Genomic DNA, 15,463 nt, shown 5'->3' with positions numbered 1-15,463 from the left:
ATAAGTAATAGTGAAATCATATCTGAACATTGACGACTGGCCGAGGAAAGATCACTTCTTTTTTTTTAAAGAATTCAATGAGCCATTCTTTGGAGTCACTGTGGAGGTAGACTGTACAGTTGGGTATAGATATGCAAAAGAGGATGCCAGCTCCTTTTTTTTATACTACTTATACCGCTCTTTGAAAGCTGTCAATACTATTGAAGAATTCAGGCTTCGGATAGAGGGTGATCAGATAGCGATTTATGACCATGTTGGGGCTTCCTCCACCGTACCCAGACCTGATGGTACATTTGGCTTTTCCTATATGCCATTCAAGGAAAGCTTTCAAGAGTTTTACGCTTCAGCAAGTGCCGAAATAGAACGGGTAGCCAACAGCACCGGCCTGGAACCCTCTGGCAATAATGAACATGTTGTCCACTACTCCACACTGCCCTGGATCAACTTTACCTCCTTATCTCACGCCAGGCATTATGCCACAACTGATTCAGTGCCAAAAGTCAGCTTCGGTAAGCTGCATGATAAAGAAGATAAAAAAGTGATGCCTATGTCTATACATGCTCATCATGCATTAATGGATGGTTATCACGTAGGAAAATATATCGAGCTTTTCCAGGAGCTGATGAACACCCGGCTATGAGGTATTTTTTCGAAATTTCTTATGATGGTAGTCATTACCATGGATGGCAACGTCAAAAAAATGCAATTTCCGTACAGGAAGTAGTGGAAGATGCGCTTTCCATGATACTCCGTAAGCCCATTGCCATAACAGGCAGTGGACGAACCGATACCGGAGTGCATTGTGAACAGCAATATTTTCATGCCGACATTGACAATCCTGTCAAACCAGAACAATTAAGGCGCCGGCTCAACAGCTATCTGCCTGCGGATATCGCTATACCGTCAGTGAAATGGGTATCAGAGGATGCACACGCGCGCTTTTCAGCCGTTTCACGAAGTTATGAATATAGAATTACTACCGAAAAAAATCCATTTCTTGAAAATTTCAGCTACTTCTATCCAAAATCACTGGATATCCAAACCATGAACGAAGTAGCTACGTTATTACTCGGTGTACATGATTTTGAAGCTTTTAGTAAAGTTAGAACAGATGTTAATAACTTTGTCTGTGAAATAACAGCGGCCCAATGGGTGAAGGAAAAAGATCTGTATATCTTTAAGATCACTGCTAACAGGTTTCTTCGCGGAATGGTGAGGGCTGTTGTTGGTACATTATTGAATGTTGGCAAAGGCAAAATGCCCCCCGGACAATTTAAAGAAATTATAGCAAGCAAAGATCGCAGAGAGGCCGGGTCGGCAGCCCCTGCCTGTGGATTGTTTTTAACAGAAGTGAGGTATCCGGCAGAAATATTTTTAGACTAATCAGGGTTGGAAAAAGAAAAAGTTAATAGCGGAAATATAGTAGACTTCAATGTACTGAGGCGACTCATGAGGTTTTTAAAGCCTTACAAGGGCCGGTTCTTCTTTCTCATATTTCTCACCGTAGCGCTTGGCATCCTTGCCCCGGTAAGACCGCTACTCATACAGGTTACTTTAGATAAGCACGTTGCATTTGGCGACTACAACGGCATGGTAATGATGATCGTGATACTTATCGGATTACTGATCTTGCAGGCCACTGTACAATACTTGCACACCTATTTGTCCGGTTGGCTTGGGCAGTACGTGATCAGAGACATCCGGGTACAGCTATATGAGCACCTTGTAAAGCTTAGGCTCAAATTCTTTGACAATACTCCGATTGGCAGGCTGGTTACACGGACGATCTCTGATATTGAGACCCTTGCCGATGTATTTAGCCAGGGGCTGGCCGCCATGATGGGGGACCTGCTACAACTATTGTTTATCCTGATCATTATGTTCTATAGCGATTGGCGGCTGGCGCTAATCAGCCTGTCAACACTGCCAATACTTTTGGTAAGCACCTATATCTTTAAGGAAAAAATTAAGGTAGCCTTCAATGATGTGCGAAATGCCGTCTCTAACCTGAATTCTTTTGTTCAGGAACACATTACAGGGATGAGCATCGTACAGATCTTCGGTAGCGAACCTCGCGAATATGATAAATTCAAGGAGATCAACAGAGAGCACAAAAGGGCCAATTTGAAGTCTGTATTATATTATTCTGTTTATTTTCCTGTGGCGGAAATTATAAGTGCGGCCGGTATCGGCCTTTTAGTGTGGTATGGTGCAAAGGGCGTACTCCATGAGGCCATTACCGGCATTACCATGGGTAAGCTGATAGCTTTTATTATGTATATTCAAATGTTCTTCCGCCCGATACGTATGATCGCTGACCGGTTTAACACACTTCAGTTGGGTATTGTAAGTTCATCACGCATACTAAAGCTACTCGACAATGATGAGCATATTCCCAATGATGGAAAATATACTCCTGATCACATTGATGGGGCCGTTGAGTTTGATAAAGTGTGGTTTGCCTATAATGAAAGTGAGTATGTATTAAAAGATATCTCCTTCAAAGTTAAACCCGGGGAAACATTAGCACTTGTAGGTGCTACCGGAGCAGGAAAATCATCAATCATCAATCTTCTGAACAGGTTTTACGACATCAATCGCGGTACAATAAGGGTTGATGGTACCGACATTAGTGATTTTGAACTCAGCAGCCTGAGAGAAAAGATCGGGGTTGTGCTTCAGGATGTTTTCCTCTTCAGTGATACCATTTTCAAAAACATTAGCCTGGGCAACGATAACATCACAAAGGAACAGGTGATGCATGCTGCAGAGTCGGTTGGGGCCCGGAAGTTTATTGAGCGCCTGCCCGGAGGGCTTGAATATAATGTGATGGAGCGAGGGTCAACCCTTTCAGTAGGACAGCGTCAGTTAATATCTTTTGTAAGGGCTATGGTTTATGATCCGCGCATACTGGTGCTTGACGAAGCCACATCATCAGTAGACACTGAAACAGAGGAACTTATACAGCAGGCTATCGATAAAATGATGACAAACAGGACCGCTATCGTCATTGCTCACAGATTGTCAACCATTCAAAAAGCTGACAAGATCATCGTACTCGACAAGGGCGAAATTATGGAAGTCGGCACACATGAAGAGCTGCTCTCCAAAAATGGCTACTACACTCAACTGCATAAAATGCAGTACAAAGAAATTATTTGATTATTTTGCAGAGTTTTACACAATTTTCCGGTTAAGCAATTAATTTGGCATATTTGTAGCTCGATGTTATCCACCTTAAGGTACCTTGCATTCATATTGCTCTGTTTGCTGTTGGCTGATCATGCCATGGCTCAGAAGCACAAAATGAAACCTTTCTACAAAGGCAGGTATAAATCTATAAGGGTATCTAAGAGTAAAGCGCGTGTTGTATGCCCTATTTTCGAGCAGAGTAAATACCCCTATCAGGGCATCGGGATCAAATTAGGTGACCCCTTCGCTGTTACGTACAAGTTCTATGCTACAAAGAATTTCGCCATCGCTCTCGATTTTGGCTCTGCAGCCAGCGGCTTATATAATAAATACCACCGGGAAAATTTCCCCTTGTATACCGAAACAGACACTCTTGGTAGTTCGCAAAATATCAGCTACCTCGGCCACAAAGTAAAAACCGAATGGGTGGGTGAAGGAAAACTCCTGTACCATCACGATGCTTCCAAGCTCCTGAAGGGATTGCAATGGTACCTCGGTGCTGGGTGGCAATGGCGAAAATTAAATATCGATTACGAATTTTTTTTAGAAATTAGTCCTAATGAAAATGAAATAGGCCTATTCAACGTTGATAGATTTACAATGGGTCCGACAGGTGTCCTTGGACTGGAGTATGCATATTTTGAACTCCCGATTTCTGCCTTTCTGGAGGTGGAGGTGTTTAAAGATGTGCTCGAAGATCCACAATGGATACGCTTTCAGGGCGGTGTCGGCCTACGGTACGTTTTTTAAAAACTAACCATTCTATCTATGAAAAAATATTATAAAGCTTCGGGCTTTATAGTTGGCTTATTGTTTATTGCTTCTTTTTCAAATGCACAAAAGTATGATCAGGGCATTGGTTTGCGCATAGGTGATCCTCTCGGAGTAACCTATAAACTATACCTCCCCGGCTACAGCGCTGTGGAATTTAACTTTGGTACCACTTCCCGGAACTGGCATTCTTCTTACTACCAAGACACTTTCAATGGTTTGAACAAGTATGATGGCTTCAGGTATTCCGGCCATGATGTAAAGTATACTGTTGCATTGCAGGGGCGCTATCTCCTTCACCAGTCATTCCCTGCCAATGTTGAAGGCCGGCTAGACTGGTATTGGGGACTTGGAGGCCAACTACGACTATCCAAGATCGAATACACGTACTTCACACAGGAGATGCTGCTCGATTCAGACACCAAAACGAACCTGGACCTGGGTCCTGAGGGTATACTTGGTGTAGAGTATGAATTACAAGATTACCCGATAGTGGGTTTTGGCGAAGTGAGTCTGTTAGGAGAAATAGTAGATAAACCCTTTAGATTTCGTTTATTTGCCGCAGTGGGAGTAAGGTACTCCTTCTGATCCGTTTTTGATTATGGTAAAAAGAATATTAATAGCGCTGCTGATCCTGCTCGCTATAGTAACATTTATTTTCTATTATAAACTGGGGGGAAGTCAGCCTTTGGAATTTAAAAAGGCGTCACATCCGGAGTTTTATGTAACAGGACAGTATTTTGAGGGCAAATACCACGACCCGAAAATTGAGAAGTTATTTTTTGATGCCAAGGCAAGGACGGAAAAGGAACAGGGCGCTACATTAACCATTGTTAACTACGGTATACATGGAGATAAAATCATCCGGCAATTCATTGGGACAGGTACTTTAACCCCACCGGGTCAGTTACCTGCTCCTTTGGAAGTTCGGAAATTTCCAAGGCACGAGGTAATATTTACGGAGATAGCGTCACACAATGTAGTAATGCCAACACCTGGTGAGGTACTAAAAAAGGCCCGGGTTTTTGCTGAAGAGTATGGATACGAACTGGACACCATCAGCTATGAGAGTTATATTTCGGACCGGGAGCTGAAGGTGAGTTTTTTGGTGAAGGAGTAAAAAATTATGTGAAGAACCGAAAAGAGCAATTAACAAGAATGGACTTTTTAGTCTTTGTTTTATACGTAAAGATTTATTATTTTTATACGTGCAAGATCAGGTCATATGGATTCAAAATTAACATTAAAGCTTAACCAGCAAATAATTGATCAGGCTAAGAAATACGCTAAAGAGAATAATACAAGTCTTTCTAAGCTAATTGAAAATTACCTGCAGGCAGTTACTTCACGTAAAAAAAAGCGTTCAAAGATCAGTCCTTTGGTGGAGAGTTTAACAGGTGTTATAAAGGCCGAAAACACAGACTATAAAAAAGACTATACAGATTATTTATCTCAAAAATATTCGTAGTGGATAGAATCCTGGTAGATACAAATATCGTCCTCGATCTGTTGGCTAAAAGAGATAAATTCTTTTCTGAAGCTCAAGAGTTGTTTACACTATCCGATCAACGAAAGATTAGGCTTTTTGTTTCCTCATTAACATTTGCCAATACTCATTACCTACTTTCACAAAGTTTAAAAATAGGAAGCGCTCGTAAAATATTGAGAAAATTTAAAGTATTGGTAGAAGTCCTTCCAATGGACGATAAAATAATAGATTTATCCCTGGATTCTGACTTTAAAGATTTTGAAGATTCAATTCAGTACTACACAGCGATTGAAAATAACCTTGATCTTATTATCACACGAAATTTAAAGGATTTTAAATTGTCAAAAATCCCTGTTCTCACTGCTAAGAATTATCTGGAGTCTAATCGCTAATAATATTTGGCACATCATTCCTCCAGTGTCTCTTCAGCAAGCGTCTGCTTGTCATAAAGTTCACGATACATGCCATTTTGCTTCATAAGCATGTCGTGCGTACCAGCCTCCACCACATGCCCGTCATCAAGCACGATAATTTTGTCCGCAAGCTTGGCCGATGAAACGCGGTGGGAGATAATCAAAGAAGTGCGCCCCTTCATAATGCGCTTCATACTGTTTAGTATGGTGTTTTCAGTTTTGGTGTCAACAGCAGAAAGGGCATCGTCAAGCATCAATATCTTCGGGTCCCGGGAAATAGCCCTGGCTATGGATACCCGCTGTTTTTGGCCTCCACTCAATGTAATGCCACGCTCACCAACCCTGGTGTTGAACCCATTGGGAAAATCCATAATATTGTGATAAACATCGGCCTCTTTAGCCGCATCAATAATCCTTTCCTCAGTAGCCTCAGTAGCACCAAAGGCTATATTATTATAAATCGTGTCACTAAAAAGGAAAACGTCCTGTGGCACATATCCGATCTGGCTCCTCAGGCTGATGAGGTTGTATTTCTTAATATCTCGTCCGTCAATCAATATCTGGCCGCCGCTAGTATCATACATTCGGGAGATCAGGTTGGCAATTGTGCTCTTTCCTGAGCCAGTAGTGCCAATGATTGCTAAGGATTGCCCGGGGTGGACCTGAAATGACACATTCTTCAATGCCTGAATGCCTGAGTCAGGATAGGTAAAAGCCACATCTCTAAACTCTATCTCTCCTGCAAGTTCCACCTCAAGGTCTTCCGTGCTTAAAATATTATTTTCTGTTTTCAGAAACTCATTAAGCCTTTTCTGAGATGCAGCAGCTCGCTGAATAATACTGCTGATCCAACCCAGGGATGTAACGGGCCAGGTCAGCAAATTTACATAAATAATAAACTCAGCAATATGACCAAAAGTAAGCGTACCATTGATCACCTCAGCACTACCTGCATATATTGTCAGGATTGTACTCAACCCGATAAGCCCTAATATCAAAGGGAAAAAGAGCGATTGCACCTTCGTAAGCTCCAGGGAGCGGTCTTTATATTCATCGCTTTCCCGAGTAAATTTCATGACGGAGTCTTTTTCCCGAGTAAAGGATTTCAACACACGGATACCGGAAAATGCCTCCTGTACAAATGTGGATAAGCCCGATTGGCTCTCTTGTATCTCCTCCGACCGCCTGTTGATGATATTGTTAACATAATAAATGCTGATAGATAATATGGGCAATGGTATCAGCGCATACAGCGTCAGCGATACACTGATAGACAGCATGTAAGGAATAAGGATTGCAAATAATGTGATCAGATTCAGGCCGTACATGATAGACGGACCCAGGTACATGCGCACCTTGCTTACATCCTCTGAAATTCTGTTGAGCAGGTCTCCGGTGTTATTCCGCCTGTAAAAGCTTAAGGGCAAAGACTGGTAGTGTGCATAGATCTCATTTTTCAGGTCAAATTCGATAAGTCTCGACATCACAATAATGGTTTGCCTGACCATAAATAGAAACACCCCGCGCAGTAATGCCAGAATTAAAATGAGCAACGCATAAATGACTATGCTACTTGCAAATGCATCATAAATATTGTTTTGTAAGTCCAGCCCTTCGAAAGCCCTGTATACGCTGATATTCTCGCTGACCAGGTTTAGTGCATACCGCACCATCTGTGCAGGGATGATTTGAAATATATTGGAAATGACAGTAAATACCACTCCTAATATCAGGTGATATTTGTATTTCCACAGGTATTTATTCAGATAACTTAATTCCTTCATTCAGCGTCTTTCCTGCTTGGCGGAAATGCCTCTCAAAGAGATAAAACCGAAGATTATCAGGTATTCTCAATAAAACGGACAATAGCTCCTAAGGTTTTTCGCAAACGTATGCGGAATTGAAAAAATAACAAAAAAATCATAGCTTTGCGCCACCTTATCTTTTGGAACATTCCTCTTAATAAGGTTCAAAGCTACAATAAACAAATTATTTAACATTATCATGATGGATATAAATGAACTGGCACGAGTAGATGAAGATTCTGTCTTTGGAGGGCTCGCAGAACTTAATCATGAGCAGGTAGTATTCTGCCATGACCAAGCCACAGGGTTGAAGGCTATCATTGGAATTCACAATACAGTGTTAGGACCTGCTCTGGGGGGAACGAGAATGTGGAATTACGCTTCTGAAAAAGAAGCGCTGACAGATGTACTTCGTCTCTCAAGGGGGATGACTTATAAGGCGGCTATCACCGGGCTTAACCTAGGTGGCGGCAAAGCAGTGATCATTGGGGATGCTTCCACAATGAAAACAGAAGCTTTTCTGAGAAGGTTTGGAAAATTTGTAGAAAGCCTGAATGGTAAATATGTTACTGCCGAGGATGTAAACATGAAGACGCGTGATATGGAATATATTTCCATGGAGACCTCGCATGTTACGGGCCTTCCTGAAAACAGAGGCGGTGGTGGTGACCCCTCTCCCGTAACGGCCTTCGGTACGTATCTCGGAATGAAAGCTACCGCCAAAAAGGTATACGGCAACGACAGCCTGACAGGAAAAAAAGTAGCCGTTCAGGGTGTTGGTCAGGTAGGAATGTATCTGGTGGAATATCTTAAAAAAGAAAATGCCGAAGTGTTTATCTCAGATATCAATGAAGACAAGCTGAAGAAAGTAGCGGCCGAGCATGGAGCCAAAGTGGTTGGTATGGATGAAATATACGGGCTGGATGTAGATATTTATGCCCCATGCGCTCTCGGAGCTACATTGAACGATACCACCATTGAAAGGTTAAAGTGTCAGATAGTAGCAGGGGCTGCCAACAACCAGTTGAAGGATGAGAAAAGGCATGGGTATATGCTGATGGACAAAGGTATTACCTATGCTCCTGATTTTCTGATCAATGCCGGTGGTCTCATCAATGTTTATGAAGAGCATCTGGGCAACTATAACCGGGAAAGGGCTTATTCAACAGCAGAAAAAATCTACGATACCTGCTTAAGTATTCTGAATCTATCGGACAGCCAGGGCATTTCACCCCAGGAGGCGGCCATTCAACTGGCAGAAAAAAGGATTGCAGATATAGGCCGGGTGAAGTTGTCCCGATAAGCAAATAATTATTTAATTTTGCAGTTGAAATGTGGGGCCATCTCAAAGCGGAGCCACCCAATGCTATGAAGTTAAGAATGTCATCCCGACCTTTGGAGGGATCTATACACAGATAATTGCTCCAAAGGTGCATGGATCTCTCCCTCTGGTCCCGAAAGCAAGTTCGGGACAGGCGAGATGACTGTACTTCTTAGATGAGTTTTTTCTTAACTCAATAGCATTGCGGAGCCACCTCTAAAGGTGACTATCCGATGAATCGGGCTTTCGGGATGGCCTCTGCTATTTCACACAATTAATATATGTTCTTTCAATTTTTGTAAATGCTCAATAGACGAACGTTAAGAATCAAAGTCATGCAAACCATTTTTGCCTTTCAGCAATGCAGGGAGGCTAATTATGGAATAGCATTGGAATTCATTAAAGAAAGTTTCGCCCCGGATCTGAACTCTATGGAAGTACAGGACAAGGAACTGCTGAAGGCTCAGGCCCAGGAGGCGCGACAGGTTTTCAAAGAGAATTATAAAAACAAAAACTTCAAAAGTACTGCCGGGTCTGCCGACAGAATAAATGAAGTAGTAGACGAAGCCCTCAGAGACTATTACCAACAGATCGATAAAGATTTCCGGTTCTTCAAAAAGAATATGGTAGCTGAAGCGGAAAAGATACTCGATCGCTATATATCTGTCCTTAACCTGATCATTGAATTTGCCCAGCTTGCTGAGGACGATACCCGGCAAGATCATCGCAACTTTGTTAAAAATTTGTTAATAAAGGCGTTAAAATTTAACAAGTCGCTGGAAAATATTAGCTTGAGGCGAAATATCAGTTGGGCCAATGATAAGGCTGAGGTCAGACAGTGGTTTAAAGACCTTGTAAAAACAGATGCGGCTTATAATGACTATTTAAAAGCAACGCAACCTGATTTTGAAGAGGATAAAGCAATAATCACTCATCTCCTGAAAAATATTGTGTTTAAGAGTGATCTGATAGACAAGCACATGGAGGAAAGTGACCTCAATTGGGATGAGGACAGGCCCATTGTCAAAAGTCTGGCAACAAAAACCATAAAATCGATGACCCCGGAATCGGGAGAAGATTTTGAGTTGCAGGAGTTGTCCTATAACTGGGAGGATGACAAATCGTTCTTTATAAGATTGTTTGAAGAGACCATTAAGGTTGAAGCTGAGTTTGAGGATCTGATTGCCAAAAAGACCAAAAACTGGGATATTGAAAGGATTGCCATTACTGATAAAATCATTTTGGAAATGGCCATTTGCGAAATGATTAATTTTCCGAGCATCCCTGTAAAAGTGACAATTAATGAATATATTGAGGTCGCTAAAAGATATAGCACACCAAAGAGTAAAACTTTTATAAATGGGGTGCTGGATGTAATAGCCGAGGAACTTACCAGTTCGGGAACTGTTAAGAAAAGTGGACGTGGATTAATCGACAACAAATAAATGCATTAATTATGAGTAAGAAATCTGGAAACTCTTTTTTGGCCTTTTTACTTGGAGCAACAACAGGCGCCATTGTGGGAATTCTTTATGCTCCGGATAAAGGCTCTAATACCAGAGATAAATTGACCTATCGCCTGGATAAATACAAGAAAATGCTTGAGGACCTGGTGGATGACCTGGTCTCCGAAAAGGATTCCGGCTTCAGTGAAGCTAAAACTCACGGGCAAAAAGTGGTGAATGACGCCAAGGAAAAAGCAGAGCGGTTATTAGAGGATGTGGATCAGTTGATCACCCACATAAAAAGTGGTGAAAAAAATGAAAAGAAGTAAAAGGAACCATTTTTTTATAAATATGTTTAACCAAATACTGCCTGTAAAAGGGGTAGTAAATATTTAATTTTTATAAATAGTTTTTACGATATGAACAAGGGAATCAAATTATCATTATTAGTGGCTGTTTTCGCAATGATATTTGTGGCATGCGGAAATAACAAAGAGTCAGAAAAGCGTATAGCAGAACTGGAAAGCAGGCTTGCTGAAATAGAAGGAGGCAACCATGCCAGCCATGCGACTACTGCTACTCCCAAGCCTGAAGAAAAGCCTGAAGGACCACTTCCTTCTTTTGAATTTTCAGAAGAAGAGCATGATTTTGGTACAATCGAAGAGGGTGAAGTAGTAGAGCATGTTTTTACTTTCACAAACACTGGCGAAGCTCCTCTGATCATTCAAAATGCACAAGGATCCTGCGGATGTACCGTGCCTACCTGGCCTAAAGAGCCAATTCCTGTGGGTGGTACCGGAGAGATTGTTGCTAAATTTAATAGCAAAGGCCAACCTAACGTTCAGAACAAGACCGTAACCATTACTGCAAACACATGGCCTAAGCAAACCCGTTTAAGAGTTAAGGCTAACGTAACTCCGAAAGCATCAACAGAAACTCCTGCTGACGGACCGGTGAAGAAATAAGAATAACTAAAAGAAATACTTTTTTTTCATCCCAGCTCCTGCAAAGGGGTTGGGATGTTTTTTTTATTCACGTATTTTAGCAAAAATTAATGATTCACTAAGATTATGATCAAAACCATATTATTACAGGCCGGTGAAGGCGGAGGAATATCTTCACTTATATTATTTGGAGGTGTCGCCCTCGTTTTTTACTTTTTCATGATAAGGCCACAGCAGAAAAAGCAAAAAGAGCAAAAGAAATTTATAGAAGAGATCAAAAGAGGTGATCAGGTTGTTACTGTTGGTGGCGTGCATGGCAAAGTATTAAGTACTGACGATACTACAGTAGTACTAGAGGTAGATAAAGGTGTAAAAATCACTTTTCAGAAAACTGCTATCTCACTTGACGCCAGCAAACCTGCCGCAACACCTAAGGAAGAGAAGAAAAGTTGAGTCGGTTAAATGAAATACTGAAACCTTTAAGGCCCGATAAGACCAACCGTCTTCGGGTCATACTCTTATGCATATTTGCGGCAACTACTTTCTGGTTTTTAAACGCACTCAACGAAAATTATTCCACCTCGCTGAAGTACCCTCTACAGTTTATTTATGATAAGGAAAACTACATTGCCGTAGACGAATTGCCAGAATACGTGCAGGTAAATGTAAGCGGACTGGGATGGAACCTGTTTCGAAGCAGCCTGGGCATCAAAGTAACTCCTTTGAAAATAGTGCTTGACGAACCGGCCGCTGTAAAGAAGATCACCGGAGGTACCATTCCCGCACTTATTTCTGATCAGATGAATGATGTACAACTGAATTATGTACTTACAGACACTCTTTACCTCAACATCGATCTCAGGACAACGAAAACATTTGCGGTAAGGGTTGACAGTGCCGGAATCTCTCTCGACAATAACCATCGCATTGTCACTCAGGTGAGATATACACCCGATTCTGTAACATTAGAAGGGCCACAAAGTATCCTTAGAAAAATGTCCGATACCCTTCTCATTAGAATCCCTCGGCAGGATATCGATACAGAGTTTAATGAGGACGTAGCCGTAACATCACCTGGTAACGACCTTATTAAAAGAATGCCTCCCACTGTGAGGGTAACATTCGGGGTTGAAGAATTTGTAGCCCGGACGGAGGTAATTCCACTGAAAACAGACAATTTTCCTGAAGACGGAAATGCCTATATACAAGTAAATGATGTCAGGTTGGAATTTATGGCTGCTCAAAGCAAGGCTGAAAGTCTGAATTTGGAGGACTTTTCTGCTGTTGTTGATTTCAAAAAAATGGATAACGCTGACTCAACAATAGCCCCTGAACTTACTAAATACCCCGGGTTTATCCAGGATATTCGTTTGGATACCACAAAGGTTAAGGTTTATTTCAATGAAGAATAATACTCCTTTAAAGGTAGGAGTTACCGGAGGAATTGGATCAGGAAAGAGCCTCGTGTGTAAAATATTTTCAATTCTAAGTGTGCCCGTATACAAGGCTGATGCCCGTGCTAAGTGGCTAACTAATAATGACCCAGTCATCAAGGAGCGTATTGTTGAAAAGTTTGGAAAAGAGGCTTATAATTTCCATGGGTTGGACAGAGACTATATTGCCAATATCGTGTTTAACGATCCGGAAAAGTTGAAAATACTGAACAGCATCGTCCATCCCGAGGTGGGTAAAGACTATGACCGTTGGGTGTATGACCACAACTCTGCTCCTTATCTCATCAATGAAGCAGCCTTAATGTTTGAATCAGGTTCCTATAAAAAGCTGGACAGTGTAATTAATGTTTCCGCTCCTGAGTCGCTGCGTATCCAGCGTGTGCTGAAGAGAGATCCTTTCCGGTCTGAGAAAGAAGTTAAGGCCATAATCGCCAAACAGCTCCCGGAATCTGAACGGCAGGAAAGAGCTGACTACAATATTTTCAATGATGAAAAGCAAATGCTTATTCCTCAGGTATTGGGTATGCATCAAAAATTTTTAGCAAACAAGTACTTATGAGTATTCGGGCAGCAATAAATGTTAAGGTTTGCAGTTGAAGGAAGGGCTGTATCCCTGGATTTTGTTTGAAGATATGCTACGGGTGCCCGGATGATACTAAAGCCCAGCAGTAATGTTAATATAAAATGGCCCTGCATCTAACACAGGACCATCTTTGATCAAATAGAGTTTGCTATAGTTATGACTGGCCTAGCACCAACCAGGACAAGTCCGGTCTGTCTGGCATGGCTTCGATCCCGTTGGACAATGCCATTCTGTTCTCACACCTCCTTTGATAGCGTTATCGTCACCTAGCCTGGTAACAAAGCTTTTAACTTTCAAGTCATTGAGTTTTAACTTTTCCTTTTTCATAAAAATTTAATTTAGGTTATAAATTGATTTTGATTAATATTTGACATCATAACGCCGCCCGTTCAGTGGCTTCCTTTTCATACTTTTCTTCCATGTCATTCAACCGTCCAATTAGAAGCGGAATAAATTCCGGAATCTGTTGAATAGAGTACGGCGGCATAAGTTTGCGTCCATTGATGAAAAGTGTTGGGGTATGCATTATTTTATTTCTTCGACTCCACTCCTCATGTTTACTCATTAAAACACCTGTGTTTACCCTTTCAGTGGCTTTATATTGCTTTTTAAATTGAACAAGGTCCATTTTTTCATACCAGTCGTGAAGTACCCGGCCAACGGCAGTAGGTTTATTGAATATTTCGGGGTGAGAATAAATGTATTGCAATAGGTAATCCACTGCTTCCAGCACCTTGTCGCCGGGGTCTTGACCATCCACGGCAAAACGGATGGTTACGCCTAAATCAGCACTGTACCTATGCAAAAGATGCTGTACTATCATATGAGCCTCTGCACATGGCTGGCAAAAAGGATTACTGACTATTGTTAGCTGCAACAGAGCCTCCGGGTTGCCCATCTGAAGATCATTTTTCCACGGAGTAATATCTGCGGCCTTTTGCCGCTCCAGGTAAGCACAAAAAAGTTCAAAATTACGCTCAAATTGAAGCACCTGTATGTTGGTGCGTTCTTGCTCTTGCAGTCGCACCAACCAGCCTCTGACAATCGACCACAAAATTGCTACCAGAAGATAGATGCACCCTGCAGTGAACAGGTAGTGAAGGTCAATTTTCCAATCAAAATGAATGGTACTGATCAGTACTGTCAATGTCCATAATAGTCCTATAATAATTAAACAAAGGCTACACCATTGACGAGCAACTCGCCACTGATAATACAATGAATATATCGTTACGGGTAAAGCCAGGAAGGTGATAAGGAACATCATTTGTTGGAGTGATCTGCCAAAGATTGGGTGAGAAAAAGCTATACAGATTAACAGGCAAACCATACCGATAAAAAAGGACAGGGCCAGATCGGAAAATTTCATACTCAAAGGCAACCATAGCGATTGATTACGAGTCAGGGTCTCACACCCACCGGTTTTGTTGGTGCTGCAAAACCGGCTGCCAATCACAGTTTTAATTCCCAACTCTTTGAGTACAACCGATCCGCTAACTATTACGCCCCATAGCGCCACAACAAGTACGGCAATAAATTTTGGCTGTTCCAATTCATATACCGTAATAGCCAGCAATAAACATGTACTAATCACCAATATTGAATTGCTGATAAAATTATTTTCGGCAGCATTCGCATGTAAACCGGGTAGGTTGGTATTTAAGATTTCAGGTTTTTCGGCCACCACTACTACCCCCGTCCACTGATCAACAAATTCAGGTGATTGTCTTAATGTTTTATTTAAATCATCGACCAGAACAAAATTATCGTCACTATCGGTTTTAACATGAGCAAGAAAAGGGCACGGCACTTCCCTTAATGCCTCTTTTTCTGTTTGTACGGCAGCATGGTCTATGCCTAACTCACTCAGTAGGGAAGTAACACTAAGTAGCGATGGATAGTCTGGGTGTGATACTAATCGTTTAGTAACATAGTATTTAGGGATTTTAATATTTAATAGTTTCAGCCATTTATAAACGTTATAATTAAGATCTTTCATAGTTGAGGTTGTATGGTATGGCCCGCGACTGGATTCTTAAAAAGCCC

The 15,463-nt window shown here is 41.6% G+C and carries 18 protein-coding genes; 15 read left to right on the top strand and 3 right to left on the bottom strand.

Annotated features, from left to right (window positions below):
- Positions 1–10 precede the first annotated feature (10 nt).
- The 8 genes from C900_RS14980 to C900_RS14945 all read left to right on the top strand — a co-directional run bounded on the left by C900_RS14980 (position 11) and on the right by C900_RS14945 (position 5,844).
- Complete coding sequence (locus tag C900_RS14980; RefSeq protein WP_040496872.1) at positions 11–640, top strand: chloramphenicol acetyltransferase; 630 nt, start codon at positions 11–13, stop codon at positions 638–640.
- Positions 637–1,383, top strand: a complete 747-nt coding sequence (gene truA, locus C900_RS14975; protein WP_009580851.1) for a tRNA pseudouridine(38-40) synthase TruA — start codon at positions 637–639, stop codon at positions 1,381–1,383. Before C900_RS14980 ends, truA begins: the two co-directional genes overlap by 4 nt.
- A gap of 66 nt (positions 1,384–1,449) precedes the next feature.
- Positions 1,450–3,162: an ABC transporter ATP-binding protein gene (locus C900_RS14970; RefSeq protein WP_083867505.1), complete on the top strand. Its 1,713-nt coding sequence runs from the start codon at positions 1,450–1,452 to the stop codon at positions 3,160–3,162.
- A 144-nt stretch (positions 3,163–3,306) separates the two neighbouring features.
- Positions 3,307–3,942, top strand: a complete 636-nt coding sequence (locus tag C900_RS14965; protein WP_157494039.1) for a hypothetical protein — start codon at positions 3,307–3,309, stop codon at positions 3,940–3,942.
- Positions 3,943–3,960: 18 nt separating this feature from the next.
- On the top strand, positions 3,961–4,551 hold the full coding sequence (locus C900_RS14960) for a hypothetical protein (RefSeq protein WP_009580848.1): 591 nt from the start codon (positions 3,961–3,963) through the stop codon (positions 4,549–4,551).
- A gap of 13 nt (positions 4,552–4,564) precedes the next feature.
- Positions 4,565–5,083, top strand: coding sequence for a hypothetical protein (locus C900_RS14955; protein WP_009580847.1), 519 nt, complete (start codon positions 4,565–4,567; stop codon positions 5,081–5,083).
- Positions 5,084–5,188: 105 nt separating this feature from the next.
- Positions 5,189–5,431: a DUF6364 family protein gene (locus C900_RS14950; protein ID WP_009580846.1), complete on the top strand. Its 243-nt coding sequence runs from the start codon at positions 5,189–5,191 to the stop codon at positions 5,429–5,431.
- The gene (locus tag C900_RS14945) at positions 5,431–5,844 is read left to right on the top strand and encodes a type II toxin-antitoxin system VapC family toxin (protein WP_040496871.1); all 414 of its coding nucleotides are present in this window, start codon (positions 5,431–5,433) and stop codon (positions 5,842–5,844) included. Before C900_RS14950 ends, C900_RS14945 begins: the two co-directional genes overlap by 1 nt.
- Positions 5,845–5,858: 14 nt before the next feature.
- Here the strand turns inward: C900_RS14945 and C900_RS14940 are convergent, their stop codons facing one another.
- Positions 5,859–7,649 carry an ABC transporter ATP-binding protein gene (locus tag C900_RS14940; protein ID WP_009580844.1) on the bottom strand — a complete coding sequence of 597 codons (1,791 nt, stop codon included), beginning with the start codon at positions 7,647–7,649 and terminating at the stop codon, positions 5,859–5,861.
- Positions 7,650–7,869: 220 nt separating this feature from the next.
- Between C900_RS14940 and C900_RS14935 the strand changes: the two genes are divergently transcribed.
- The 7 genes from C900_RS14935 to coaE all read left to right on the top strand — a co-directional run bounded on the left by C900_RS14935 (position 7,870) and on the right by coaE (position 13,393).
- Complete coding sequence (locus tag C900_RS14935) at positions 7,870–8,973, top strand: Glu/Leu/Phe/Val dehydrogenase dimerization domain-containing protein (RefSeq protein WP_009580842.1); 1,104 nt, start codon at positions 7,870–7,872, stop codon at positions 8,971–8,973.
- 353 nt (positions 8,974–9,326) lie between these two features.
- Entirely contained in the window at positions 9,327–10,436 is a 1,110-nt protein-coding gene (nusB, locus tag C900_RS14930; protein ID WP_009580841.1) for a transcription antitermination factor NusB, read from the top strand.
- Positions 10,437–10,447: 11 nt separating this feature from the next.
- On the top strand, positions 10,448–10,765 hold the full coding sequence (locus C900_RS14925) for a YtxH domain-containing protein (RefSeq protein WP_009580840.1): 318 nt from the start codon (positions 10,448–10,450) through the stop codon (positions 10,763–10,765).
- A gap of 90 nt (positions 10,766–10,855) precedes the next feature.
- Positions 10,856–11,401: a DUF1573 domain-containing protein gene (locus tag C900_RS14920; protein WP_040496869.1), complete on the top strand. Its 546-nt coding sequence runs from the start codon at positions 10,856–10,858 to the stop codon at positions 11,399–11,401.
- A gap of 105 nt (positions 11,402–11,506) precedes the next feature.
- On the top strand, positions 11,507–11,833 hold the full coding sequence (yajC, locus tag C900_RS14915) for a preprotein translocase subunit YajC (protein ID WP_009580838.1): 327 nt from the start codon (positions 11,507–11,509) through the stop codon (positions 11,831–11,833).
- Positions 11,830–12,792, top strand: coding sequence for a YbbR-like domain-containing protein (locus C900_RS14910; RefSeq protein ID WP_040496868.1), 963 nt, complete (start codon positions 11,830–11,832; stop codon positions 12,790–12,792). The genes yajC and C900_RS14910 overlap by 4 nt, the downstream gene beginning before the upstream one ends.
- Complete coding sequence (gene coaE / locus C900_RS14905; protein WP_009580836.1) at positions 12,782–13,393, top strand: dephospho-CoA kinase; 612 nt, start codon at positions 12,782–12,784, stop codon at positions 13,391–13,393. The genes C900_RS14910 and coaE overlap by 11 nt, the downstream gene beginning before the upstream one ends.
- Before the next feature lie 189 nt (positions 13,394–13,582).
- On the opposite strand, the gene C900_RS31035 is transcribed toward coaE, so the two are convergent.
- Positions 13,583–13,744, bottom strand: coding sequence for a pinensin family lanthipeptide (locus tag C900_RS31035; protein WP_221408138.1), 162 nt, complete (start codon positions 13,742–13,744; stop codon positions 13,583–13,585).
- Positions 13,745–13,790: 46 nt separating this feature from the next.
- Positions 13,791–15,416 carry a thioredoxin domain-containing protein gene (locus C900_RS14900; RefSeq protein WP_009580834.1) on the bottom strand — a complete coding sequence of 542 codons (1,626 nt, stop codon included), beginning with the start codon at positions 15,414–15,416 and terminating at the stop codon, positions 13,791–13,793.
- Positions 15,417–15,463 lie beyond the last annotated feature (47 nt).

The sequence above is a fragment of the Fulvivirga imtechensis AK7 genome (assembly GCF_000331535.1).
GTDB classification, from domain to species: domain Bacteria; phylum Bacteroidota; class Bacteroidia; order Cytophagales; family Cyclobacteriaceae; genus Fulvivirga; species Fulvivirga imtechensis.
Note: the sequence above shows the minus strand (reverse complement) of the source record. Positions and strands in the feature narration are given on the sequence as shown.

What these genes read in the sequence shown, in the direction of transcription:
- truA (WP_009580851.1), top strand. Translation starts at nt 637, where the DNA reads ATGAGGTATTTTTTCGAAATTTCTTATGATGGTAGTCATTACCATGGA.
- C900_RS14970 (WP_083867505.1), top strand. Translation starts at nt 1,450, where the DNA reads ATGAGGTTTTTAAAGCCTTACAAGGGCCGGTTCTTCTTTCTCATATTT.
- C900_RS14965 (WP_157494039.1), top strand. Translation starts at nt 3,307, where the DNA reads ATGAAACCTTTCTACAAAGGCAGGTATAAATCTATAAGGGTATCTAAG.
- C900_RS14960 (WP_009580848.1), top strand. Translation starts at nt 3,961, where the DNA reads ATGAAAAAATATTATAAAGCTTCGGGCTTTATAGTTGGCTTATTGTTT.
- C900_RS14955 (WP_009580847.1), top strand. Translation starts at nt 4,565, where the DNA reads ATGGTAAAAAGAATATTAATAGCGCTGCTGATCCTGCTCGCTATAGTA.
- C900_RS14950 (WP_009580846.1), top strand. Translation starts at nt 5,189, where the DNA reads ATGGATTCAAAATTAACATTAAAGCTTAACCAGCAAATAATTGATCAG.
- C900_RS14940 (WP_009580844.1), bottom strand. Translation starts at nt 7,649, where the DNA reads ATGAAGGAATTAAGTTATCTGAATAAATACCTGTGGAAATACAAATAT.
- C900_RS14935 (WP_009580842.1), top strand. Translation starts at nt 7,870, where the DNA reads ATGATGGATATAAATGAACTGGCACGAGTAGATGAAGATTCTGTCTTT.
- nusB (WP_009580841.1), top strand. Translation starts at nt 9,327, where the DNA reads ATGCAAACCATTTTTGCCTTTCAGCAATGCAGGGAGGCTAATTATGGA.
- C900_RS14925 (WP_009580840.1), top strand. Translation starts at nt 10,448, where the DNA reads ATGAGTAAGAAATCTGGAAACTCTTTTTTGGCCTTTTTACTTGGAGCA.
- C900_RS14920 (WP_040496869.1), top strand. Translation starts at nt 10,856, where the DNA reads ATGAACAAGGGAATCAAATTATCATTATTAGTGGCTGTTTTCGCAATG.
- yajC (WP_009580838.1), top strand. Translation starts at nt 11,507, where the DNA reads ATGATCAAAACCATATTATTACAGGCCGGTGAAGGCGGAGGAATATCT.
- coaE (WP_009580836.1), top strand. Translation starts at nt 12,782, where the DNA reads ATGAAGAATAATACTCCTTTAAAGGTAGGAGTTACCGGAGGAATTGGA.
- C900_RS31035 (WP_221408138.1), bottom strand. Translation starts at nt 13,744, where the DNA reads ATGAAAAAGGAAAAGTTAAAACTCAATGACTTGAAAGTTAAAAGCTTT.
- C900_RS14900 (WP_009580834.1), bottom strand. Translation starts at nt 15,416, where the DNA reads ATGAAAGATCTTAATTATAACGTTTATAAATGGCTGAAACTATTAAAT.